A 23,100-nucleotide genomic window follows, 5' to 3' on the forward strand; every position below is an offset into this window, starting at 1 on the left:
CTATCAGGACAATTATCATGTGGATCATTCTGGCTGGCGCACTTGCTGTGCTGTCGCCCGCCAAACGTTTTTCAGTACTGCTGCTCACGCTCGCCACTATTTTGGGGCTGTTCGAGGATGTGCTGGATTGGCCAGCGATGGTGCTGCTCGGCGCGATTGCCGTCATCGCCTGGATTCGCGTGGAAAACAACGCGCGCTGGATTCAGCTGATGAGCGAAGCCGCGCTGGTTGCCATCGCTATCGGCCTGTTTGTGCACTTTTTCCCCGGTTTCAAAAATCCGCGTCAGGTGGAAGATGTGCAAGCCGGGCCGCTCAGCCTGCCCTTTAGCTTCTCGTATAACTTCGATAAAGCGCTGATTCCGTTTGTGTTGCTCATCTGCTTGCCGCAGCTGTTCCGCACTAAATCCGCGCCGCCGCGACTCAAAATCTTGTGGCTGGCGCTGCTGGCGGCGATTCCGCTGCTGCTGTATATCGCGGTTAAGTTGGGTGGCCTGGCCGTTGAACCACATTGGCCGGAGTGGTTGGGCAGTTTTATGCTGGCGAACCTGTTCTTCGTATCACTGGCGGAAGAGGCATTCTTTCGTGGCTATCTGCAACAGCGCCTGCGCCAGAAAGGCGGCCCCGTTGCCGCGTTGTTACTGACTTCGCTGCTGTTTGGCGTGTCGCATTTTCCCGGCGGGCCGCTGCTGATGGTGTTTGCCACCTTCGCCGGGCTGATTTACGGCCTCGCATGGCAATGGAGCGGACGCCTGTGGGTCGCCACCGGCATCCATTTCCTGTTCAACATGACGCATATGCTGTTTTTCACCTATCCGGCGCTGCAGCACTAAACCTCGAACACTGCAAAATCATGTGCCAGCTCGGTCGCTGTAAACACCGACTGGCACTCCGCCAGCAGTTTCTCCCGATCCTTAGACAAATAGCGCGAACTGAAATGCGTAGCGATCATGCGCTTCGCCCCCGACTGTTTCGCCACTTCGGCGGCCTGAATGGTGGTTGAGTGGCCGCGTCCATTGGCTTTCTCCGCCAGCGCCGCCTCCAGCGTGGTTTCGTGCACCATCACATCGGCATTCGCGGCCAGCTGCAGCGCCACTTCGGTTGGCGCGGTATCACCAAATATCGCCAGCACTTTGCCTTTGGTTGCCGGGCCAAGATAATCGGCGCCATTGATCTCACGGCCATCTTCCAGCTGGATGCGCTTACCGGCTTTCAAATCCTGATACCACGGTCCGCGCGGTACGCCTTCTGCTTTCAGACGCGGCGCATCGAGGAAGCCCGGTTTATCGTGTTGTTCGATGCGATAGCCATAACATTCAATCACATGATTCATCGGCCAGGCCGTCACGCGCACTTCGCCGTCATCCAGCACCAAACCGGCTTCAATCTCGACAATTTCCAGCGGATAAGAGGTGTACGAGCCGCTCAAACTGAGCGCCGTCTCGATAAACTGACGAATACCTTTTGGTCCGTAAATAGTCATCGGTTCGGGGATACCGGCCATCGAGCGGCTGGTAAGCAAGCCCGGCAGCCCAAAGATGTGGTCGCCGTGCAGATGGGTGATAAAGATTTTTTCCAGCTTGCCCGGCTTTAGCGCAGAACGCATGTATTGATGCTGCGTCGCCTCGCCACAGTCAAACAGCCAGGTATCGCCGCGTTTTGACAGCGTTAGCGCTATCGCGGTGACGTTACGTTGCAGGCTGGGCGCACCGCCGCCGGTGCCGAGGAATGTCAGTTGCATGCTATGCTTCCCTGTAATCGGACATAAAAATCAATGCTATTACAATCATAGGTGCAATCTTTGCGTCAATAATCGTCATAGCGTTAAACTCTATGCCAATTTTCTTCCAACAGATGGACATAACGGATGACCAGACATTTTGACTACCTCGCCATCGGCGGCGGCAGCGGCGGTATCGCCTCGATTAACCGTGCAGCGATGCATGGCCAGAAGTGCGCGCTGATTGAAGCCAAAGAGCTGGGCGGCACCTGTGTCAACGTCGGCTGCGTACCGAAAAAGGTCATGTGGCATGCGGCGCAAATCGCTGAAGCTATTCATCTTTATGGGCCGGATTATGGCTTCGACACCACGGTAAACCGGTTTGACTGGTCAATTCTGGTGAAAAACCGCAGCGCCTACATCGACCGCATTCACAGCTCATATGACAACGTGCTGGGTAAAAACAAGGTTGAAGTGATCAAAGGCTTCGCGCGCTTTATCGATGCTAATACCGTGGAAGTGAACGGTGAAACCATTACTGCCGATCATATTCTGATCGCCACCGGCGGACGCCCAAGCCATCCCAACGTGCCGGGCGCGGAATACGGTATCGACTCTGACGGTTTCTTCGAGCTCGATGCGCTGCCAAAACGCGTGGCGGTAGTGGGCGCGGGTTACATCGCGGTGGAACTGGCGGGCGTGGTCAATGCGCTGGGCGCGGAAACGCATCTGTTCGTGCGTAAACATGCGCCGCTGCGCAGCTTCGATCCGCTGATCGTCGATACGTTGGTAGAAGTGATGCAAGCCGAAGGCCCAATGCTGCACACCGAATCGATTCCGAAAGCCGTGATCAAAAATGCCGACGGCAGCCTGACGCTGCAACTCGAAAGCGGCCACGAACAAACTGTGGATTGCCTGGTGTGGGCGATTGGCCGTGAACCGGCGACCGATAACCTCAATCTGGCGGTAACCGGCGTGGCGCTGAACGACAAAGGCTACATCAACGTCGACAAATTCCAGAACACCAATGTCAAAGGCATCTATGCAGTGGGCGATAACACCGGCGCGGTGGAACTGACGCCAGTAGCCGTTGCCGCAGGTCGTCGTCTTTCCGAGCGTCTGTTCAACAACAAGCCGGACGAGCATCTGGATTACAGCAACGTGCCGACCGTAGTGTTCAGCCATCCGCCGATTGGTACCGTGGGCCTGACCGAACCGCAGGCGCGCGAACAGTACGGTGACGATCAGGTGAAAGTGTACAAATCCTCCTTCACCGCGATGTACACCGCCGTGACCCAGCATCGCCAGCCGTGCCGCATGAAGCTGGTGTGCGTTGGCCCGGAAGAGAAGATTGTCGGCATTCACGGTATCGGCAACGGTATGGATGAGATGCTGCAAGGCTTCGCGGTGGCGCTGAAAATGGGCGCAACCAAGAAAGACTTCGATAACACCGTAGCGATTCACCCAACGGCGGCGGAAGAGTTTGTGACGATGCGTTAATATTTCCTGTCGGAAATGAAAAACCAGCCATTAATTCATGGCTGGTTTTTTTATGGCTGCAATTTACATTCCATTTTCTTCACTACTCAATAATGCATGCACAGGATAAGATTTATTTCTTTGCTGGCGGTAGCCATTAATGGCGACCCTACAACGTAGGTGCGCATTAATGCGCACTTAAAATTTAAAGGCATTGCCAGTTTAAAAATTTTTTACGGGGAGAAGGGTGTGAAAAAAGGTCGGAAGCGGGCATGAATATTATCGATATCATTATGTCCGCAGGCAAAGCCTCGGTAGACGTGGCGCTCTACACGTTGATTCCGATTATGGTGGTGATGTTATTCATCATGAAATATCTGGAGGTCAAAGGTCTACTAGATTTTGTCGTCCGTCATGCCACGCCGTTATTAAAACCCTTCGGTATTACCGGGCTGGCATTTTTTGCCATGATTCAGCTTAATTTCGTCAGCTTTGCAGCACCGCTGGCGGCGCTGGCTATTATGGAAAAGCGCGGCACCTCCGATCGTCATATGGCGGCCACGCTGGCGATGCTGTTTGCCATGGGCCAGGCCAGCACCTTTTATCCGCTGATTCCGGCGGGATTACACTGGAGCACGGCGCTGATTATTTCGATCTGCGGCGGCGTATTAGCGGCGGCGACGACCTATCACCTGTTTGGCCGTAAACTCTCCGATGCGGCGCTGTTAAATGAAGATGAAGCCGTCACCAGCAGCGAAACTAAAATGGGGCTGATTGGCATCATTAATAGCGCCGGCTCCGATGCGATTCGTCTGGCGCTGGGTTCGTTGCCGATGTTGATCATCTCGTTATCGGTGGTCGGTATTTTGAAGGAAGCGGACGGGATTGAAATGCTGACGCGTCTGGTGTCGCCGCTGCTGGATAAGCTGAATATTTCCGAAGTCTATATTCTTCCGGCGTTGACCAAATGTCTGGCGGGCGGCACCGCCTATTACGGCGTGGTGGCGGGATTGGTGGAGAAAGGTTTATACAGCGCGCACAATATCAACGCGTCGGCCGGATTACTGATTCAAACCTTCGATCTACCCGGCATCGGAATTTACCTTGGCCTGTCGAGCCGATTCCCGCGCCTGTTCCGCTTTGCCGTGCCCGGCATTGTGCTCGGTATTGCGCTGCGTGCAACTGTGCACGCCATCCTGTTCTGATTACTGTTGGCGCTGAATACGCTTTTCAGCGCCATTAAGTAAATAACACTACAATTCTCAGGCGTTATTTATTATTACCCCTATTAATTTCATCGTTATTTTCACCCATTGCATTAGCGATAATTTTAGTACTATTATCGCAACAGACATCTCTAAAATATAATTAATCCTGATGAAGTATCGGGTTAATTTACCAAACCCTTAAATTCATTGCAGGTAATATTCCTGTATATCCATTTTATTGCAGACAGGGTAAATCCATGAGCGGTAAGCAAATAACCTGGAATGGCGGATTACAATCAGAAGCCATCGATATTCTGGCGCAAGATGGCGGCATGATCGTTAGCCCAACCAAAGTGGGCTACATCATCATGACTTCCGATAAAGCCGGCCTGGAGCGTAAGTTCGAAGCCAAGCAGCGCAAGCGCAACAAGCCGGGCGTGGTGCTGTGCGGCTCGCTGGAACAGCTGCGTTCGCTGGCGCAACTCACACCAGAAATCGACCAGCTTTATCAGCGTCACTGGGATGAAGATATTCTGCTGGGCTGTATTTTACCGTGGCGCGATGATGCGCTGTCGCGTATTCCCGATGATGGTTCAAAAGAGCTGATGATGGATGGCCGTCAAACCAGCTGCTTCGTGATTAAATTCGGCAAGCCAGGCGAAAATATCGCAAAAGCATTGTGGGATACTCACGGAAAATTCTCCTTTGCCAGCTCAGCAAATCCATCTGGCCAGGGAAATCGCGGTTTGGTCGAAGGTATTGGCGAGCGCATTGAAGCCCGCGCCGATTTAATTATCGAAGCCAATGCTTACGTGAAATCCATTCAGCCTAACGATGCCAATAAAGTGCGCTATGAACAAGGCGTTATGGTATCGATGGTGGATAGCGAAGGTCGTCTGATTCCACAGCAAAATGGCGAGCGCAAAATCACGCCATGCCCGGTGCTGATTCGTAAAGGGTTGGATGTGGATAAAATTATGGCGCTGCTGTCCGAGATTTTCCCTTCATGGGATTACCGCCACGGCGATTATTACTGATCTTTTAAAAGCCTGAATCCTCTATGGAAACAGGCTTTCGTTTTACCACCCCACCGTAATCTCGCCGTCCCCCCCGCACTCTGCTGATGTTTAAACACCGCTGGCAGTTCACTCAGTGAATCGAAGCTATTGCTGATCACTGAAAATATAGATTTAACACCCACAAAACACCTATATGTCTTTCCGATATAGATAACTATATCTATAATCATTAAATCCAGTGAGGAGTGTTCGCAACATGTGAGGTAAGGGAATGCCAGAGCTACATTGGCGTAAAGCTGCTCTGAAGCAGATGCGAGCCATTGCAGACGCTAACGAAAGGAAGAAGCTGAATGAGCAAGTGAATGAGTTAAAAAAGTTTCCGCTTGTTCCGCCCAATCTGGATGTTAAGTCTCTAAAAAATGGTCAGGCTGACTACCGGCTTAGATGGGGAAATTATCGCGTTTTGTTCGACTATCACAAAGGCGAGGAACCGAAAATCATCGCTATTCAGCAAGTAATGAGACGAACCAGCGGAACCTACAAATAATCAAGGTAGAGATTTGCTGCCATAATTCACAGATTCTCATCACGCTTCTAATAAACTGATAACGTTGAATACTGGAACATAAATCCTATGATCGAATTCATCACTGACAGTGCTGGTAACCGCAAAGCGGCCATTGTCCCAATCGAGTTGTTCGAAAAACTGACTCAACATTCTGATTTGGCTGAATTATGGCAGTCAGTCCCTTACGAGGCCGGTATTAATGACGACGCCTTAATTCCTGGTGATGTAGTAAACATCACCATTAATAAGGGTGTCACGCTTCACGCCGCATGGCGTATTTATCGTAAACTGACTCAAAAGCAGGTTGCTGAAGCGTTGGGCATCACGCAAGCGTCTGTATCCGCGATGGAAAAAAGCGAAAAACCACGTGATTTCAATCTTGCCAAGCTCGCTGAGCTTTACGAATGCACGCCAGAACAACTTACAGATGATTGAACGAAAAAGCCGGTACTCCCGGCTTTTTTGTGCCACACGATTCTGCATGAAGCTCGCGTGATGTTTTAGATTATACGATTACACATCCGCGCCAAACGCCACATCCCGTTGCCCGCGCAGTTCTGCCAGCCGGCTTTCCAGCGCCGTTTCGATATTCTGATACGCCGTGCTGCCGAGCGCTAATCGCAGCGGCATGCTGGGCTGATCCAGCGTGGCGATCATCGCCGTGACGCACTTCCCGGCATCGCCGGCAATGGTGAAATCGCCCGAGAAAATCGCCTGGCGCAGCTGGCCTGCGGCGTTATCGCGATAAACCTCCAGCGCATCTGCCACGTCCAGACCCGCACCAAAATTGGTTGCGGTCGGGCCGGGCTCCACCAGCAGGAAATCAATACCGAAGCTGGCGACTTCCTGGCGCACCGCTTCGACAAACCCTTCAATGCCCCATTTCGTGGCGTGATACAGGCTGAAGTTGGGATACGCGACCTGGCCGCCTTCCGAAGAAACCTGCGCAATGCGCCCGCCGCCCTGCTGGCGCAGGAAAGGGATCACCGCGCGAATCAGCTGGATTGAACCGGTGAGATTGGTGACGATCTGGCGTTCAATCTGCGCATCGCTCAACTCCTCTGCCGCGCCGAACAGGCCGTAAGCCGCGTTGCTCACCACCACATCAATGCGATCGACGGCAGCAAAAGCACGTTTAATCGCGGGCGCGATGCTGGCGGTGTGCGCCAAATCCAGCGCAATAACCTGCAGCCGTTCACCGTAGGTTTGCTGCAGATCGGCCATCACCTGTTCACGTCGCACCGTTGCCAATACGCGATAACCGCGCGCCAGTAAACGTTCACTCATCAATCGGCCCAGCCCGCTGCTGGCACCGGTAATTAACCAGGTTTTCATGTTGTGCTCCTCATATTGAAAACCTGATGGTAGATCGCTTTACTGGTGGAGATAATCCACCTAATCGCACATGACCCGGTGAGGAAAAACCACCAATGAGACGTCCTTCCTGGCACGAACTGCAGGCCATCAAAATGCTGGGCGAGCAGCGCAGCTTTCGCCGTACCGCTGAAATGCTCGGCTTAAAGCGCTCGTCGCTCAGCCATCTGGTGAAAACGCTGGAGCACAATCTGGGCGTACAGCTGTTTCAACGCACCACGCGCAGCGTGTCGCTCACCGATGCCGGGCAGCAACTGCTGGATCGGCTTTCGCCGCTGCTGAACCAGATGGATGATGTGCTACACGACATCTCCGCCAGCCGTCATCAGCATTACGGCACGTTGCGCATCAGCGCCAGCGATGCCTCGATCGGTTTGTTGCTGGATCACGTAGTGGCGGACTTTAGCGCGCGCTATCCCGATATTCAGCTCGATTTCGCCGCGCAAGGTACGTTGGTGGATATCACCGCCGCCGGTTTTGATGCCGGCATTCGGCTGATTGAGGATGTGCCGCAAGATATGGTAGCCGTTCCGCTTGGCGGCCCGCTGACGTTTTTGACCGTCGCCGCGCCCGCTTATCTGGCAAGAAACGCATCGATTCTTCATCCGCGCGATCTGCTGCAACAACAGTGTATTCGCCAGCGCTTGCCGAGCGGTAAACGTTATCAGTGGGAATATGCGCAGGCGGGCGAAAAGCATGAGATTGACGTACCAGGTACGCTGACGTTAGACAGCAACGCGCTGATGGCGCAGGCCGCTCTCGCCGGTTTGGGCATTGCTTATGTGCCGTCGCTGTATGTGGAGAAAGAAATGCGCAGCGGCCAGCTGGTGGAGCTGCTGGCCGATTGGCGGGTGCAATCGGCGGGGATTGCGCTGTGGTTCCCGCCCAACCGACATCAATCCATGGCGCTGCGGCTGTTTATCGATGCGCTGAAAATCAGCCTGCCGCGCCCGACGTGATTCAGGCGCTGCGCTGCGGCGCTTTGTGCACCATGGTGTAAGCGTAATCGACGCCCATGCCGTAAGCGCCGCTGTGTTCACGCACCAGATCCATCACCGCATCGTAGGTCTCTTTGCGTGACCAGTCGCGCTGATACTCGAGCAGCACTTGCTGCCAGGTCACCGGCACCGCGCCAGCCTGCACCATGCGCTGGATAGAACGTTCGTGCGCATCGACGCTGGTGCCACCGGACGTATCAGTCACCACATAGACTTCATAGCCCTCTTTCAGCGCCATCAACGCCGGGAACGTCAGGCACACTTCAGTCCACAGCGCAGAGATAATCAGCTTTTTACGACCGGTTTTCTCTACCGCTTCAACGAACTTCGCGTCTTCCCATGAATTCATTGAGGTGCGCTCAATCGGCTTGGCTTCGGGATGGACCGCCAGCAGTTCAGGCCAGATGTAGCCGCTGAAGCTTTCCGTCTCAACCGAGGTGTAAATCACCGGCACGTCGAAAATTTTGCCGGTCTTCGCCAGAGCGACGGTGTTATTTTTGAGCTGCTGGCGATCGATATTCGCAACGCCGAAAGACATCTGCGGCTGGTGGTCGATGAAGATCAGCGTGGAGTTCTGTGGGTCAAGCAGGTCGAATTTAGACATGATGTGTTCCTCTAAAGTGGTTTTGAATTTGTGTGTTGTGCTGCTGGAATGAACTTTAGAGAAGGCGAGCTGGAAGAGATAACGCAAAGAATTTTACAACTTGTTCAAAGTGTTTTTAGAAGATTGATTTAAATAAATAAAATGGCATTTTCACTGCGTAATCTGCCTTAAAAAGACTGGGATTTAGCGTTGTTCAAGATCACTGACCGGCGTAACCTGTCGCTACAAAATCTAAAAAATACACCATCGCAAAATGATCGTACGTCCTCATCAACACTGGTTTCTCCGGCTGTTTGACTGGCATGGATCGGTGCTCAGCAACATCGTGTTCCGCCTGTCGCTCAACCTGCTGATGTCGCTGATCGCCATCTTTGGCTATCCGTGGTACTCCACTTTCGGCATCCACCTCACCACCGCGCCTTTTAGTTTGGTTGGTGTGTCGATCGCCATCTTCCTCGGCTTTCGTAATAACGCCAGCTATGCGCGTTTTATCGAAGCTCGCACCTTGTGGGGCAGCCTGCATATCACCCAGCGCTCACTGCTGCGGCAGATCAAAAGCATTCGTGGCGTGAGTGAAGAACAGGTGCGGGAATTTACCGGCTTACTGCTGGCGTTCTGCTGGTGCCTGAAACATCGCCTGCGTAAAACTGATGTGCAGGCCGATTTACAGCGTTTGCTGCCGGCCAACTGGCACAGCAAAGTGCTGCATCATCCGATGCCGACGTCGCAGATTTTATTGTGTTTGAGTGTATGGCTGGCGCAGCGTCGCGATGAAGGGTTGGTGTCGGATATTGTCTGGCAGAGCATTGATGAAAATCTTAATCAGCTGTCGGCGATTCTGGGCGGTTGCGATCGCATCGCCAGCACGCCGATTCCATTCGCCTACAGCCTGATTCTGCATCGCACGGTTTACCTGTTCTGTACGCTGCTGCCGTTTGCGCTGGTGGCGGATTTGCACCTGATGACGCCGCTGGTGTCGATGTTTATCTCCTACACCTTTTTGTCGCTGGAAGCGCTGGCGGAGGAGCTGGAACATCCGTTTGGCACCGCACCAAATCATCTGCCGCTTGATGCGCTGTGCGTCAATATCGAACGCAATTTGAAAGCGATGAATGGTGATACGCCGCTGCCGGAACCGTTGCAGCCAGACGCGAATTTTAATTTGACGTGAACCAGGTCGCCATGAATGGCGACCCTACCCCGATCCTGTAGGGTCGCCATTTATGGCGACCTTCCTAATACACACCAACCCAACCTGCTTTAACCCTGATTATCCAACCAACGCACATACGCCTGATCCCACAACGCGGCAGGCGTGCCCGCTTTGCCGAGACCAAATCCATGCCCGCCGCTGCTGAGCTCAATCAGCTCAACCGGCACGCGCATGCGGCGACAAGCGTCACGCATCATTTCCGTATTGTGGGGATTGGAGGTGTGATCGTCCTCGGCCTGCGCGAGGAAGGTCGGCGGATATTGGCGCGTCACGTAGTTTTGCACTGACCAGTTGGCTTCCTGGGTTGGCGTGGCGTTTTGGCCCACCATCATCAGATGTGTGTTAGTACGCTGATACGGCGCTTCAAGGGTGATCACTGGATAGATCAGCCCAACGCTATCCACATTTGGCCTGATCTGGTCCAGCGGATCCTGCGCCGGATAGGATTCGAAATCTGGACGCGCCGCCGCCATGCCAAGCAGATGTCCACCGGCGGAGAAGCCCAGCACATGCACTTTGCGCTCCATCGAACGCACCAGACGAATGGCGCGTTGTGCATCCTGCAGCGGCGCCAGATTGCCCGCCTGCCACTTTTCACCCGGTAAACGGTAGCTAAGCACATACACGGTATAGCCGCTGCCATTCAGCCAGCGCGCCACCGGCCAGGCTTCGCGGCCCATGCCGATAAAACGATAGCCGCCGCCCGCCGCCACAATCACCGCTTCGCCGTTGGGATTTTCCGGGCGGAAACGTTGAATCGCGGGTGAAACGATATTGGTCCAGGAGCCGTGGCGATCGACTTTGAGCAAGCCTGAAGGGCCGCCGCCGCCGGGCGGATCGTCGGGCCACAGCGGAATGACGTCATCGCGAGCAAAGAGTTTGCCCGTGGTCATCGAGAGAACGGTTGCTCCAGTAGCCAACAAAAAGTGACGACGTGTAATCATCTTGCCCAGTGCCAGTATGCAAAAAATGCCAGCTTCAACAGCTGAATCTCATTATGTGACGCATGTCTGATTTCGACGTTGGCGATTATGTACGTAAATCGTACAAAAAAGCCATAAAAAAACGCGCCTAAAAAGGCGCGTATTCTTGCGATAAAGACAATCAGTCCTGTTGCTGGAACTGCGTCATTACCGTTTGTTCACATTGCGATTGGTCATGACGCAGTTTGCCGCGCTCATCCTCGCCCAACTCCAGCCACGCGCTAATCACTTCCTGCGCGATTTCTTCATTAAATTCAGGCTGCTGCATAGACGACGAAGACTGGCTGGCCGCGAGTTGTGACTTCAGCTTCTCCGTGTAGCCATCTAAATCGCTGGTCTTCTTTTCACTGCTCACCAGATGACACAGCTGGCTGGCATAAACATTCTCTTCCTGATTATTGTCACCGTCGGCAGCCAAGGCACCGGCCGACAGCGACAGCCCAACGAGGGCGAGTAATAACGCTTTCATAATAGGCTCCAATAATTTCCAATAAATCAGTTTTCGTTTTGTTCGGCGCGTGCGGCCTGACGGGCAGCACGCCAGTTCAACAACGGCGTGACCGTGATGCCGTGCAACACAATGCTGCATACCACTAACGTCAGCGCCATATCCACCATCTGCTCCGCCTGCGGTCCACGCATGCCGTGCACCCATGCATAGGCAATATAATTGATACTGCCGATGCCGCGAATACCCAACCAGCCAATCAGCAAACGTCGCATCAGCGGAATATCGCAGCGCCACGTAGTGATCCACACCGCCAGCGGACGCACCACCACAAACAGCAGCAGCGCGAGTCCGATGCCAGTGAGATTCCAGTGCTGCGCCAGCGTAATGCCCAGCACCACCATCATGCCCGCCGCCAGCAAACGCTCGATAGTATCACCAAAGGAGAGCGCATCGCCGATCACCAAACCCACTGATTTCACCATGCCGCTGCTGCCCTGCGCCATGCGCTGACCGGTATTCACGCGCGCTTCTGCTGGTAAGAAACGCTCCTCTTCAGACATCTCATCTTGCGGATAGTGCTTCACCACACGCAATTCCGCGCGACGTAACCCGACGCCCGCCGCAAAGGTGGCGAGGAAGCCCGACGCATCAACCGACTGCGCGGCAGCATAGCTCAACGCAATCAGCGCCAGTGCGAACAGATCGTTGGGTGCCACATCCTGATTGGCGGTACGTAAATGCGTCGCCAGCTGACCAATCAGCCAACCCAGCGCAAAGCCGATTCCCAGTCCGCCGCCAATCGCCCACAGCGCATCTTTGGCAAACCATTCGCCCAGCGCAGCGGTGCTCAATTCGCCCGGCTGCAACAGCAAAATCGCCAGCATCAGCAGCGGCAGCGCGGAACCGTCGTTCATGCCCGCTTCGCTGGAGAGCGCCACGCGCAGGGCGTCGTCGTCACGCGCATCATTCACGGAAATCAGGCTGGCGAGCACCGGATCGGTCGGCGCAACAATGGCACCAAACGCCAGCGACATTGCCCAGTCAAAGCCAGTGATCCAGTGCACCAGCAGCGTCATGCCGCCGACGGTAAGCAGCATCGCCGGAAACGCCAGCCTGACGCCAATCCGCCAGGCATGCGCATTGAGCGGCAAGCGCAGTTTTAGCCCGGTGATAAACAGCGAGGCCGCCATGGCGATTTCGGTGAGATGCGCGGCGAGATTGGCGTGACCGATGATGTCGACTTGCAGCAGATTGAGCATCCACGGACCACACAGGATGCCCGCGAACAGGTAGAGACCGAATGAGGTCACTGGCCCACGGTGAATCCACCCGGAAGCCAGTGACATAAGAAGTAGCAGACCGCCGGTAGCGGCGGTCCAGGCCAGGAAGTTCATAACGCTCCGTTTTTAAATAACATTCTCCCTTAAGCCTGGCACATGTTAGGCGATCAGTTTTTCAGATGACGGCTGGCGAGGCGAATCATCAAAGCAAGCGCAGCGGCCAAAGTTGAGAGTGCCACCACGCCGGTCCAGCCCCAATGTGCCAGCGCCAGGCTTCCCAGCGCCGCACCGGTTGCCATGCCGATAAACACCACGGTAAACATCAAGGCGTTAAGGCGGCTGCGTGCTTCCGGCGCCAGGCTGTAAACCAGCGTCTGATGCGCCACCAGCGTGGCCTGCACACCCAAATCAAAACCGATGGTGCTGATGATAATCAGACCCAACTGAGCTGGCATCGGCAACAGCGGCAATAAGAACATCAGCGCAAATGACACCATCACCAGCGTGGCACCGTACTGCGTAACACGCGCTGGACCGATGCGATCCGCCACGCTACCGGCTAACGGCGCGGCTAGAGCGCCAGCGGCACCCGCAAGACCGAATGCCCCGGCGACGGCGCTGTCCAGATGGAAGTTTTGACTCAGCATCAACGCCAGCGTTGACCAGAAGGCGCTAAAGCCCACCGACAACAAACCTTGCGCCAGCGCGGCACGGCGCAGCGTTTGGTGGTGCTGCCACAAATGCGCCAGCGACAGCAGCAGACGCGGATAGCTCACCGAGGTACCCGGCGTAAAGCGCGGCAGCACGCGCCACAGCGCAACGCTAATCAGCAACACCGCGGCCGCCGCAATCATGTACATGGTGCGCCAGCCGAAATACTCCGCCACTACGCCGCTCACCACGCGTGACAGCAAAATCCCCACCAGCAATCCCGTCATCACCGTGCCGACGGTTTTGCCTCGGCTGCGCTCCGGCGCTAACGCCGCTGACGCTGGCACGATGTCCTGCGCCACGGTGGCGGTTAAACCGGTGACGAAGCTGGCGATCAGTAAGGCATTCAATCCACCCGAGAAGCCACACAGCAGCAGCGCAGCAACCAGCAACAAGCCTTTAATCAGAATAATGGTGCGACGATCGTGACGGTCGCCGAGCGGGGCCAGCAGCAGAATCCCCAGCGCGTAACCGGCTTGCGTCAACATCGGCACCATGCCGACGCTGCCGATCCCGACGTTGAACTGTTTGCTGATGATATCCAGCATCGGCTGGCTGTAATAAATCGATGCGACGCTGAGTCCGGCACCGGCCGCGAGCGTGAAGACCAGCGGCGCGGGCAGTTTTTCAGCTGGCATGGCTGACGTTGAGATGGCTGACATAGTGGATTCCCCCGTGAATGTGCGCTTATTAAAGCGCGTCGCCGCCATACGCGGTAGACTGCTCAAACACAGAACTGTTATGCGTGGTGCGTATGAACAACATCTCCAGCCTGGATCGCATCGAACTGATGCAGACCTTTATCCGCATCGTCGAGAGCGGATCGCTCTCAGCCGCAGCCACCCAACTCGGCACCACGCAGCCCACCATCAGCCGTCGCCTGCAAGCGCTCGAGCAGCGGCTCGGTCTCAAACTGATTATGCGCACCACGCATGCGCTGAAACTTACCGACGATGGCGAGCGCTGTTATGCGCAGGCGCGTCAGCTGGTGGCGACCTGGCACGCGCTGGAGGATGATCTCACCGGCGCCAGCGACGACCCGATTGGCACGCTGCGCGTACGGGCGCCGCATGCGTTTGGTCAGGATCAGCTGATTGAACCGCTGATTGATTATCTGCATCGCTATCCACGCTTAAACGTGGAGTGGACGCTGAATGACCGCACGCCAGACTTCATCAGCGAAAACATCGACTGCGCGATTCAGGTCGGTGCGCCCAGCGATGCGTCAATCGTGGCGGTGTTACTGGCGGAAGTGCCGCGCTTTGTGGTGGCGGCACCGTCGCTGCTGGCCGCGCATCCGCCGGTTGAAGAGGTTTCGCAGCTCACCAATCTGCCGTGGCTGGCGCTGACCAGCTTTTATCGCAACGAAATTGCCTTGCAGCGTATTAGCGATGGTCGGCCGCTGAATCTGGCGATTGCGCCGCGCCTCGCCAGCGACAGTTTGTACGCGGTGCGCAAAGCGGCCATTGCGGGCATGGGCGCGGCGGTGGTGTCGTCGTGGGTGGTACAGGAGGATTTGGCGAAAGGCGATTTGATTCAGCTGCTGCCGGAGTGGCAAGCGCCGCCGCTGCCGGTGTGGCTGACTTATCCGTGGGCGAGCTATTATCCGGCGCGGTTACAGAAGTTTTTCGCCATGATTCGGGAAGTGATGCCGAAGTTAGCGGGAGCGCAGCCGCCGACGCGGTAGCGGAAATGAAAAGGTCGCCATAAATGACGACCCTACGCGATGGTTTTGTAGGGTCGCCATTTATGGCGACCTGGATTCATCACATCTTCACCGCTTTCTTATCCCCCTTCGACATATTATCCAGCCAGCCCATCACAAAGGCCGACAGCACAAACGTCAGGTGGATAATCACGTACCACATCAGCTTTTCATTCTCGATGTTGCGCGCGTCCATAAAGATACGCAGCAGGTGAATCGATGAAATCGCCACAATCGAGGCCGCCACTTTGTTTTTCAACGAGCCGGAGTCCATTTTACCGAGCCAGCTCAGCTTCTCTCTGTGCTCATCAATATCCAGCTTGGAGACAAAGTTCTCGTAACCCGAGAGCATCACCATCACCAGCAAACCGCCGACCAGCGTCATATCCACCAGCGACAGCAGCAACAGAATCAAATCGTTCTCCGCGATGGTAAAGACATGCGGCAACAGGTGAAAAATTTCCTGGAAGAATTTGATGGTCAGCGCCAGCAGGCCCAACGAAAGTCCCATGTAAACCGGAGCCAGCAGCCAGCGCGATGAATACATCAGGTTTTCGATAAAACGTTCCATAAGTTCCCATTAATCAACAGACAAGTGGGCGAGTATAACCGAACTTATGTGAAGTTATTTCAGCCCTTCTTCAGAAATTTCCGGTGCGACGGGCAGCGGCAATGACAAACGGAACACCGCGCCGCCTTCCGGCCGATTCTCCGCCCAGATGCGCCCGCGATGGGATTCGATAATGGTTTTACCGATCGCCAAGCCCAATCCGACGCCCGGCACCGCTGACTCTTTATCGCCGCGCGCAAACTTGTCAAAAATACGCGTGAGGTTCTCCGGCGCGATGCCGGGACCGCTATCCCACACCGCGATCTCCAGCCGATCGCGATCGCGCCACGCCCGAATACCGTGCTGCGCCGCGTTGCCGGCGTATTTCAGGCTGTTTTCGATCAGATTGGTAAACACCCGTTCCAGCATGGCGCTGTCGCCTTTGATCAACACCATCTCGGGCAAATCGAGCATAAATTCATGACCCTTCAGCGACGGGCCCATGCTGCTCAGCGCGCCGCCAATCACCTCATCCAGCGCCACCCACTCTTCGCGCAGATTGAGTCCACCAGATTGAATGCGCGCCATATCCAGCATATTGCTCACCAGCCGGATGGTGCTCAGCGTCTGTTCGCGAATCTGATTGGCCTGGCCGACATACTTCGACTCTTCACTGGCCAGATCGAGCATCAGCATCTCCGCCTGACCAAACAGCACCGTCAGCGGCGTACGCAGGTCGTGCGATAGCGCTGACAGCAGCGCATTGCGCAGCTGCTCGCGCTCGGCGGCCAGCCGCGATGCGGCTTCACTGTGCGACAGCGCCATGCGTTCCAGGGCGTTGGCGATCAGCACGGTGAAGGTTTCCAGTAAACGCTGCTGTTCGGGAATCATCAGCTGGCGCAGGTTTTCCGGTTCTACCACCAGCAAGCCGCGACAGTGATTGCCACTTTTCAGCGGCAGAATCTGGTACGGCACCGCAGGCAAGGTATCGGTGCCCGCGCCCGCCGGTTGGCCTTTGCTGTAACTCCATTTAGCGATGGCCAGATCCGGCGGCGTACCAATCGCCGTATCGCCCACGGTTTGCAGCTCGCCCTGTTCATCCGGCAGCAGCAGCAAACTGCGCGCCTGCAAGGTGACATCGATGATGCGCTGGCTGGTGCTGGCGATATCCTGCGGCGTCAGGTCGCTGCCGAGCGCTTTCGCCATCTCATACAGATGCCGCGCGCGCTGTTCTCGATAGCGCGCCACTTTGGCCTGATAGCGCACGCCAGCGGTCAGATTCCCGACAATCACCCCCACCGCCAGCATCACCGCGAAGGTCACCAGATACTGCAAATCCGACACCGCAACGGTGCCGGTAGGCGCGACAAAGAACAGGTCGAAGGCGATGATGTTGATCACCGTGGCGAACACCGACGGCCAGCGGCCATAGCGCAGCGCCACCAGCACCACCGCCAGCAGATAAATCATCACGCTGTTGGCGGGATCAAACTCAACCAGCAGCCAGCGTCCAACGCCGGTGACCAAAATGCACAGCAGCAGCGCCATCAAACAGCCGCGCAGATAGAGCCGCCATTTTTCGCTGCTGGCGCGCTGGCCGCTAAGCGGATGCGGCGCATCGCGCACCGGTTCATCCAGCGCCACCACCAGCAAATCGAGATCCGGGCCGAGTTCACCGAGCCGCTGGGCAAAGCTGTCGCGCCGCCAGCGCCGTTGCGGCTGACGACCGGTCACGATTTTGCCGAGATTGTGCTCGCGCGCGTAGCGCAGCACCGCGCGCGCTTCATCGGGATCGGAGAGCGTGGCGGTTTCCGCGCCAAGTTCCTGCGCCAGCTGCAGCGTGCGCAAAATGGCGCGCCGCCGAGCTTCCGGCAATCGATTAAGGCGCGGCGTTTCGACATACACCGCGTGCCATTCGCTGCCGAGCCGCGCCGCTAAACGTGCGGCGGTGCGCACCAGCTTTTCGCTGCCGGTATCATCACCGATGCACAGCAGAATGGCGTCACGCGTGTGCCACACTTTGTCGCGGCCTTGCTGGTCACGCCAGGCGCGCATCTGATCATCAACGCGATCGGCGGTGCGACGCAGCGCCAGCTCGCGCAGTGCGAACAGATTGCCTTTACGGAAGAAATTTTCGATGGCGCGTTCGGCGCGGTCGCCGACGTAGACTTTGCCCTCTTTCAGCCGCTGACGCAGATCGTCCGGCGGCAGATCCACCAGCACCACTTCGTCGGCGCTATCGAAGAAGGGATCGGGCACGGTTTCACGCACCTGAATGCCGGTGACGCCGCCGACCACATCATTCAGGCTTTCCAGATGCTGCACGTTAACGGTGGTGATGACGTCGATGCCCGCTTCGAGCAGCTCTTCAATGTCCTGCCAGCGCTTGGGATGACGCGAACCCTGCACATTGGTGTGCGCCAGTTCATCCATCAGGATCACCGCCGGATGACGCGCTAATGCCGCATCGAGATCGAATTCAGCATGACGTGAACGCCCGGTGGCACGACGGGGTAACAGCGCCAGCCCGTTGAGCAGCGCGGCGGTCTCTGCGCGGTCGTGGGTTTCCACCACGCCGGCGAGCACGTCGAGACCTTGCGCGCGCAGGCGCTGCGCCTCCTGCAGCATGGCGAAGGTTTTTCCCACGCCCGCGCAGGCGCCGAAGTAGATTTTCAGCTTACCGCGATGGCTGTCGCTGTGGTTTAGCAGCAGCGCATCGGGATCGGGGCGGGCAATTTCGTCGTTCATCGATCGTCCATTGAAAACGGTCGCCATTAATGGCGACCCTACGGTTTATTGCAAATCATCCAGCGCCAGATTGAGGCGCAGCACGTTTACCGTCTCTTCGCCGACAAACGGCAACAGCGGGCGCTCGGTGTGGCGCACAATCAGCGCCTCAACATCCTTTAACGCCATGTTGCGCGCGGCGGCGATGCGCGGTGCCTGCCACAACGCGGCTTCTGGCGAAATGTCCGGATCTAATCCGCTCGCCGACGCCGTCACTAACTCCACCGGCACCGCTTTGGGTGCTTGCGGATTAGCCGCACGCAGCGCGGCGACGCGTTCCGCCACCGCTTTGTCCAGTGCTGGATTGCTGCCTGCCAGATTGCTGCCGCTCGAGGCCAGCGCATTATAAGGCGCATCGCCGGTCGCGGAAGGTCGGCCCCAAAAGTGACCCGGCTGATTAAATGCCTGGCCGATCTGCTCGGAGCCGCGTACCGCACCATCTTGCTCAATCAGCGAACCGTTGGCCTGTGATGGGAACCACCATTGCGCCAAACCGGTAGTGAGCAGCGGATAGACCGCGCCGGTGAGCAGCGTAAGCACTATTAACAATACAATAGCCGGACGTAACTGACTCATTTCTCTTCTCCTTAAGCCAGACCAAGCAGCGTCAGCAGCAGGTCGATGGCTTTAATACCAATAAACGGCACCACTAATCCGCCCGCACCGTAAATCCACAGGTTGCGACGCAGCAGCGCCGCCGCGCTCAGCGGGCGATAACTCACGCCTTTCAGCGCCAGCGGAATCAGGAACACAATCACCAGCGCGTTAAAAATTACCGCTGACAGAATCGCCGAGTTCGGCGAATGCAGCCCCATCACGTTGAGCATATTGAGCTGCGGATAGGTGGCGGCAAACGCAGCTGGAATAATGGCGAAATACTTCGCCACGTCGTTGGCGATACTAAAGGTGGTGAGTGAACCGCGCGTCATCAGCATCTGTTTACCGATGTGCACTACTTCCAGCAGCTTGGTCGGATTCGAATCGAGATCGACCATGTTGCCGGCCTCTTTCGCCGCCTGAGTACCGGAGTTCATCGCCACCGCCACGTCAGCCTGCGCCAGCGCTGGGGCATCGTTGGTGCCGTCGCCGGTCATCGCCACTAAACGCCCTTCGGCCTGATACTGACGAATCAGCGCCAGCTTGGCTTCCGGCGTCGCTTCCGACAGGAAATCATCGACGCCCGCTTCCGCCGCAATCGCCGCGGCCGTTAACGGGTTATCGCCGGTGATCATCACCGTTTTAATGCCCATCTTGCGCAGCTCGGCAAAGCGCTCTTTGATGCCGCCTTTAACGATATCTTTCAGCGCCACCACGCCCAGCACCTGCGCGCCTTCCGATACCACCAACGGCGTGCCGCCAGCACGCGCCACCTCTTCCACGGCGGCATTCACTTCCAGCGGGAAACGGCCATGATTGGCTTCAATGTGACGACGAACCGCATCGACCGCGCCTTTACGGATCAGGCGATCCTGCACGTTGACGCCGCTCATACGCGTTTGCGCCGAGAACGGAATAAAGCTCGCGCCCATGCTGCTCAGATCGCGTTCACGCAGATTAAATTTCTGCTTCGCCAGCACCACGATGCTGCGCCCTTCTGGCGTTTCATCGGCCAGCGACGCCAATTGCGCCGCATCAGCCAGTTGCTGTTCGCTGACGCCCGGCGCAGGCAGGAACTGTGTCGCCTGACGGTTGCCGAGCGTGATGGTGCCGGTTTTATCCAGCATCAGCACATCGACGTCGCCTGCCGCTTCCACCGCACGGCCGCTGGTAGCAATCACGTTCGCGCCCAGCATGCGGCTCATGCCCGCCACACCGATGGCCGACAGCAAGCCGCCGATGGTGGTAGGAATCAAACATACCAGCAGCGCCACCAGCACCGTGATGCTGACCGGCGTGCCGCCATACGCCGAGAACGGCCACAGCGTGACGGTCGCCAGCAGGAACACAATCGTCAGCGACACCAGCAAAATGGTCAGCGCCACTTCGTTCGGCGTTTTGCGGCGTTTCGCGCCTTCCACCATCGCAATCATGCGATCGAGGAAGGTTTCACCCGGATTGACGCTGCACTGAATCACCAGCCAGTCGGAAAGAATGCGCGTACCGCCTGTCACTGAGGAGAAATCACCGCCCGATTCACGGATCACCGGCGCGGATTCACCGGTAATGGCGCTCTCATCCACCGATGCGCCGCCCTCCAGCACTTCGCCGTCACACGGAATGATGTCACCGGCTTCCACCAGCACCACATCGCCTTTGCGCAGCGTATCGGCCGCCACGCTGTGCCACGTTGCGCCGTAGCGCGCTTCGGCCAGTTTTTTGGCATCGCTGGTTTTGCTGATGCCTTTCAGGCTGTTGGCCTGCGCCTTGCTGCGCCCTTCTGCTAGCGCTTCGGCGAAGTTGGCGAACAGCACGGTAAACCACAGCCAGATGGCGACGCCGGCGGTAAAGCCCGCGTTGCCGCTGAGCGTGCCACTGGCCATGCCCACCGCCAATACCGAAGTCAGCACGCTGCCGATCCACACCAAAAACATCACCGGATTGCGGAACTGCACGCGCGGATCGAGTTTTTTCAGCGCATCCAGCATGGCAACGCGGGTTAGCGCCGCATCAAACAGCGCCAGTTGTTGACGACTCATGATTCCGTTATCCCTGAATAAGTTGCAGATGTTCCGCGACCGGGCCTAATGCCAGCGCGGGGATGAACGTCAATGCGCCCACCAGCAAGACGGTGCCAATCAGCAGCGCGATAAACAGCGGGCCGTGCGTTGGCAGCGTACCGTTGCCCACCGGCTGAATTTTCTTCGCTGCCAGCGAACCGGCAATCGCCAGCACCGGAATGATGATGCCGAAGCGGCCCACCAACATGCAGAAGCCAAGCAGCAGGTTCCAGAACGGCGTGTTGGCGCTCAATCCGGCAAAGGCGCTGCCGTTGTTGTTAGATGCCGATGACACCGCATACAGCACTTCGCTGAAGCCATGAATGCCGGGATTGGCCATGCCGGCGCGACCAGCGTCGGTCATCATCGCCAGCGCGGTGCCGAGCAGCACCAGTGTTGGCGTCACCAAAATCGCCAGCGCGGTCATCTTCATCTCCCACACGTCGATTTTTTTGCCCATGTATTCCGGTGTGCGACCGATCATCAACCCGGCAATAAACACACCGAGCAGCACGAACAGCAGCATGCCGTACAGGCCAGCACCGACGCCGCCAAACACCACTTCACCCAGCTGCATCAACCACATCGGCACCATGCCGCCGAGCGCGGTGAAAGAGTCATGCATGGCGTTGACCGCACCACACGATGCCGCCGTGGTGATCACCGCAAACAAGCTGGAGTTGAGAATGCCGAAGCGCGTCTCTTTGCCTTCCATGTTGATGGCGCTGTCCGCCCCGAGCGCGAGGAAGTGCGGATTCCCGCGCAGTTCGGCCCACATCACGGTGATCACCGCCAGCACGAACATGATGGTCATCGCCCACAGCAGCATGTGGCCCTGACGACGATCGCCCAGATGCTGGCCAAAGGTGAAACAGAGCGCCGCCGGGATCAGGAAGATGCTCAGCATCTGCACGAAGTTGGTCAGCGCCGTCGGATTTTCGAACGGATGCGCCGAGTTGACGTTGAAGAAACCGCCGCCGTTGGTGCCGAGCATTTTGATCGCTTCCTGCGACGCCACCGGACCGAGCGGCAGCGTCTGCTGCGCGCCTTCCAGCGTGGTGAGCGCATGGTAAGGTTCGAAAGTTTGAATGCTGCCCTGGCTGACGAAGAACAGCGCCATCAGCAGGCTGATTGGCAGCAGCACGTAAACGGTAATGCGCGTCAGATCGCGCCACGCGTTGCCGAGCGTCGCCAGCGAACGGTTGGCAAAACCACGAATCAGCGCAAACGCCACGGCGATGCCGGTCGCCGCCGACAGGAAGTTCTGCACCGTGAGGCCCGCCATCTGACTGAAATAGCTCAGCGTGCTTTCCCCGGCGTAGGATTGCCAGTTGGTGTTGGTGACGAAGCTGATGGCGGTATTAAGCGCCAGATCCCAGCTCAGATTAGGTAGATGCTGCGGGTTCAGCGGCAGCGCGGCCTGCGTCATCAACATCAGCAGCAGCAAGGCAAAACCCAGCGCGTTAAACAGCAGAATCGCCAATAAATAGTGCGGCCAGCGCATGGCATCGCCGTCGGCTCCGGCCAGTCGCCACAGCGCGCGTTCGGTACGCGGCAGCAGCGGCTTGTCAGCCACAAACAGGGCGAGATAACGTCCCAGCGGTTGTGCCAGCACCATCAGTACCAGCAGAAATACCGCAATTAGCATGAATGCATTCGCAGCCATCAGAATGCCTCCGCATTAAGCAGGGCATAAATCAGGTAGCCCAGAAGAACAAACACCAGCACGATGCCGGCTATCACGCCCACGCTCACAGCAACCTCCAGAGGATTTTGGTAGTGCTGCAAGCATGCGC

At 56.8% G+C, this 23,100-nt stretch carries 22 protein-coding genes; 9 read left to right on the forward strand and 13 right to left on the reverse strand.

The window, feature by feature from the left end; genetic code table 11:
- Positions 1 to 17: 17 nt before the first annotated feature.
- Positions 18 to 830, forward strand: a complete 813-nt coding sequence (locus BM323_RS23135; protein ID WP_008108131.1) for a CPBP family intramembrane glutamic endopeptidase — start codon at positions 18 to 20, stop codon at positions 828 to 830.
- On the opposite strand, the gene rnz is transcribed toward BM323_RS23135, so the two are convergent.
- Positions 827 to 1,738: a ribonuclease Z gene (gene rnz / locus BM323_RS23140; RefSeq protein WP_008108130.1), complete on the reverse strand. Its 912-nt coding sequence runs from the start codon at positions 1,736 to 1,738 to the stop codon at positions 827 to 829. The two genes, BM323_RS23135 and rnz, sit on opposite strands and share 4 nt — an antisense overlap.
- 126 nt (positions 1,739 to 1,864) lie before the next feature.
- Here rnz and gorA point away from each other — a divergent pair, with 126 nt between their 5' ends.
- The 5 genes from gorA to BM323_RS23165 all read left to right on the forward strand — a co-directional run bounded on the left by gorA (position 1,865) and on the right by BM323_RS23165 (position 6,426).
- Positions 1,865 to 3,217 carry a glutathione-disulfide reductase gene (gorA, locus tag BM323_RS23145; RefSeq protein ID WP_008108129.1) on the forward strand — a complete coding sequence of 451 codons (1,353 nt, stop codon included), beginning with the start codon at positions 1,865 to 1,867 and terminating at the stop codon, positions 3,215 to 3,217.
- Positions 3,218 to 3,468: 251 nt separating this feature from the next.
- Entirely contained in the window at positions 3,469 to 4,401 is a 933-nt protein-coding gene (locus BM323_RS23150; RefSeq protein WP_008108128.1) for a nucleoside recognition domain-containing protein, read from the forward strand.
- A 260-nt stretch (positions 4,402 to 4,661) separates the two neighbouring features.
- On the forward strand, positions 4,662 to 5,441 hold the full coding sequence (locus tag BM323_RS23155) for an L-threonylcarbamoyladenylate synthase (protein ID WP_008108127.1): 780 nt from the start codon (positions 4,662 to 4,664) through the stop codon (positions 5,439 to 5,441).
- 253 nt (positions 5,442 to 5,694) lie between these two features.
- Entirely contained in the window at positions 5,695 to 5,970 is a 276-nt protein-coding gene (locus BM323_RS23160; protein WP_008108126.1) for a type II toxin-antitoxin system RelE family toxin, read from the forward strand.
- A gap of 87 nt (positions 5,971 to 6,057) precedes the next feature.
- Complete coding sequence (locus BM323_RS23165; RefSeq protein WP_008108124.1) at positions 6,058 to 6,426, forward strand: helix-turn-helix domain-containing protein; 369 nt, start codon at positions 6,058 to 6,060, stop codon at positions 6,424 to 6,426.
- Positions 6,427 to 6,504: 78 nt separating this feature from the next.
- Here the strand turns inward: BM323_RS23165 and BM323_RS23170 are convergent, their stop codons facing one another.
- Positions 6,505 to 7,326 (reverse strand): SDR family oxidoreductase, encoded by an 822-nt coding sequence (locus BM323_RS23170; protein ID WP_008108123.1) that lies wholly within the window; start codon positions 7,324 to 7,326, stop codon positions 6,505 to 6,507.
- 95 nt (positions 7,327 to 7,421) lie between these two features.
- Between BM323_RS23170 and BM323_RS23175 the strand changes: the two genes are divergently transcribed.
- Positions 7,422 to 8,324 (forward strand): LysR family transcriptional regulator, encoded by a 903-nt coding sequence (locus tag BM323_RS23175; protein ID WP_008108121.1) that lies wholly within the window; start codon positions 7,422 to 7,424, stop codon positions 8,322 to 8,324.
- 1 nt (position 8,325) lies between these two features.
- Here the strand turns inward: BM323_RS23175 and BM323_RS23180 are convergent, their stop codons facing one another.
- Positions 8,326 to 8,967, reverse strand: coding sequence for a hydrolase (locus BM323_RS23180; RefSeq protein WP_008108119.1), 642 nt, complete (start codon positions 8,965 to 8,967; stop codon positions 8,326 to 8,328).
- Between the two features lie 253 nt (positions 8,968 to 9,220).
- Between BM323_RS23180 and BM323_RS23185 the strand changes: the two genes are divergently transcribed.
- Entirely contained in the window at positions 9,221 to 10,138 is a 918-nt protein-coding gene (locus BM323_RS23185) for a bestrophin family protein (protein ID WP_008108117.1), read from the forward strand.
- 89 nt (positions 10,139 to 10,227) lie between these two features.
- Here BM323_RS23185 and BM323_RS23190 read toward each other — a convergent pair whose 3' ends face one another.
- The 4 genes from BM323_RS23190 to BM323_RS23205 form a co-directional block, all read right to left on the reverse strand.
- The gene (locus BM323_RS23190; protein WP_036649417.1) at positions 10,228 to 11,124 is read right to left on the reverse strand and encodes an alpha/beta hydrolase; all 897 of its coding nucleotides are present in this window, start codon (positions 11,122 to 11,124) and stop codon (positions 10,228 to 10,230) included.
- Between the two features lie 160 nt (positions 11,125 to 11,284).
- The gene (locus BM323_RS23195; RefSeq protein ID WP_008108113.1) at positions 11,285 to 11,632 is read right to left on the reverse strand and encodes a hypothetical protein; all 348 of its coding nucleotides are present in this window, start codon (positions 11,630 to 11,632) and stop codon (positions 11,285 to 11,287) included.
- 26 nt (positions 11,633 to 11,658) lie between these two features.
- Positions 11,659 to 13,008, reverse strand: coding sequence for a cation:proton antiporter (locus tag BM323_RS23200; protein ID WP_061719793.1), 1,350 nt, complete (start codon positions 13,006 to 13,008; stop codon positions 11,659 to 11,661).
- 53 nt (positions 13,009 to 13,061) lie between these two features.
- Positions 13,062 to 14,267 carry an MFS transporter gene (locus BM323_RS23205; RefSeq protein ID WP_008109447.1) on the reverse strand — a complete coding sequence of 402 codons (1,206 nt, stop codon included), beginning with the start codon at positions 14,265 to 14,267 and terminating at the stop codon, positions 13,062 to 13,064.
- Between the two features lie 92 nt (positions 14,268 to 14,359).
- Between BM323_RS23205 and BM323_RS23210 the strand changes: the two genes are divergently transcribed.
- Positions 14,360 to 15,292, forward strand: a complete 933-nt coding sequence (locus tag BM323_RS23210; protein ID WP_008109448.1) for a LysR family transcriptional regulator — start codon at positions 14,360 to 14,362, stop codon at positions 15,290 to 15,292.
- Positions 15,293 to 15,371: 79 nt separating this feature from the next.
- On the opposite strand, the gene BM323_RS23215 is transcribed toward BM323_RS23210, so the two are convergent.
- From BM323_RS23215 to kdpF, 6 genes are read right to left on the reverse strand one after another with little or no spacing between them, the layout of a single operon-like run.
- A complete protein-coding gene (locus tag BM323_RS23215; RefSeq protein WP_008109449.1) occupies positions 15,372 to 15,881 on the reverse strand; it encodes a TIGR00645 family protein in 510 nt (169 codons plus the stop codon).
- A gap of 54 nt (positions 15,882 to 15,935) precedes the next feature.
- Entirely contained in the window at positions 15,936 to 18,608 is a 2,673-nt protein-coding gene (gene kdpD / locus BM323_RS23220; RefSeq protein ID WP_036649830.1) for a two-component system sensor histidine kinase KdpD, read from the reverse strand.
- A 45-nt stretch (positions 18,609 to 18,653) separates the two neighbouring features.
- On the reverse strand, positions 18,654 to 19,223 hold the full coding sequence (gene kdpC, locus BM323_RS23225) for a potassium-transporting ATPase subunit KdpC (protein WP_008109451.1): 570 nt from the start codon (positions 19,221 to 19,223) through the stop codon (positions 18,654 to 18,656).
- 11 nt (positions 19,224 to 19,234) lie between these two features.
- Complete coding sequence (gene kdpB, locus BM323_RS23230; protein WP_008109452.1) at positions 19,235 to 21,283, reverse strand: potassium-transporting ATPase subunit KdpB; 2,049 nt, start codon at positions 21,281 to 21,283, stop codon at positions 19,235 to 19,237.
- 7 nt (positions 21,284 to 21,290) lie between these two features.
- Positions 21,291 to 22,970, reverse strand: coding sequence for a potassium-transporting ATPase subunit KdpA (gene kdpA, locus BM323_RS23235; RefSeq protein ID WP_008109453.1), 1,680 nt, complete (start codon positions 22,968 to 22,970; stop codon positions 21,291 to 21,293).
- Positions 22,970 to 23,059 carry a K(+)-transporting ATPase subunit F gene (kdpF, locus tag BM323_RS23240; RefSeq protein ID WP_081113208.1) on the reverse strand — a complete coding sequence of 30 codons (90 nt, stop codon included), beginning with the start codon at positions 23,057 to 23,059 and terminating at the stop codon, positions 22,970 to 22,972. Before kdpF ends, kdpA begins: the two co-directional genes overlap by 1 nt.
- Positions 23,060 to 23,100: the final 41 nt, after the last annotated feature.

The sequence above is a fragment of the Pantoea sp. YR525 genome (genome assembly GCF_900116775.1).
Classification (GTDB): Bacteria; Pseudomonadota; Gammaproteobacteria; order Enterobacterales; family Enterobacteriaceae; genus Pantoea; species Pantoea symbiotica.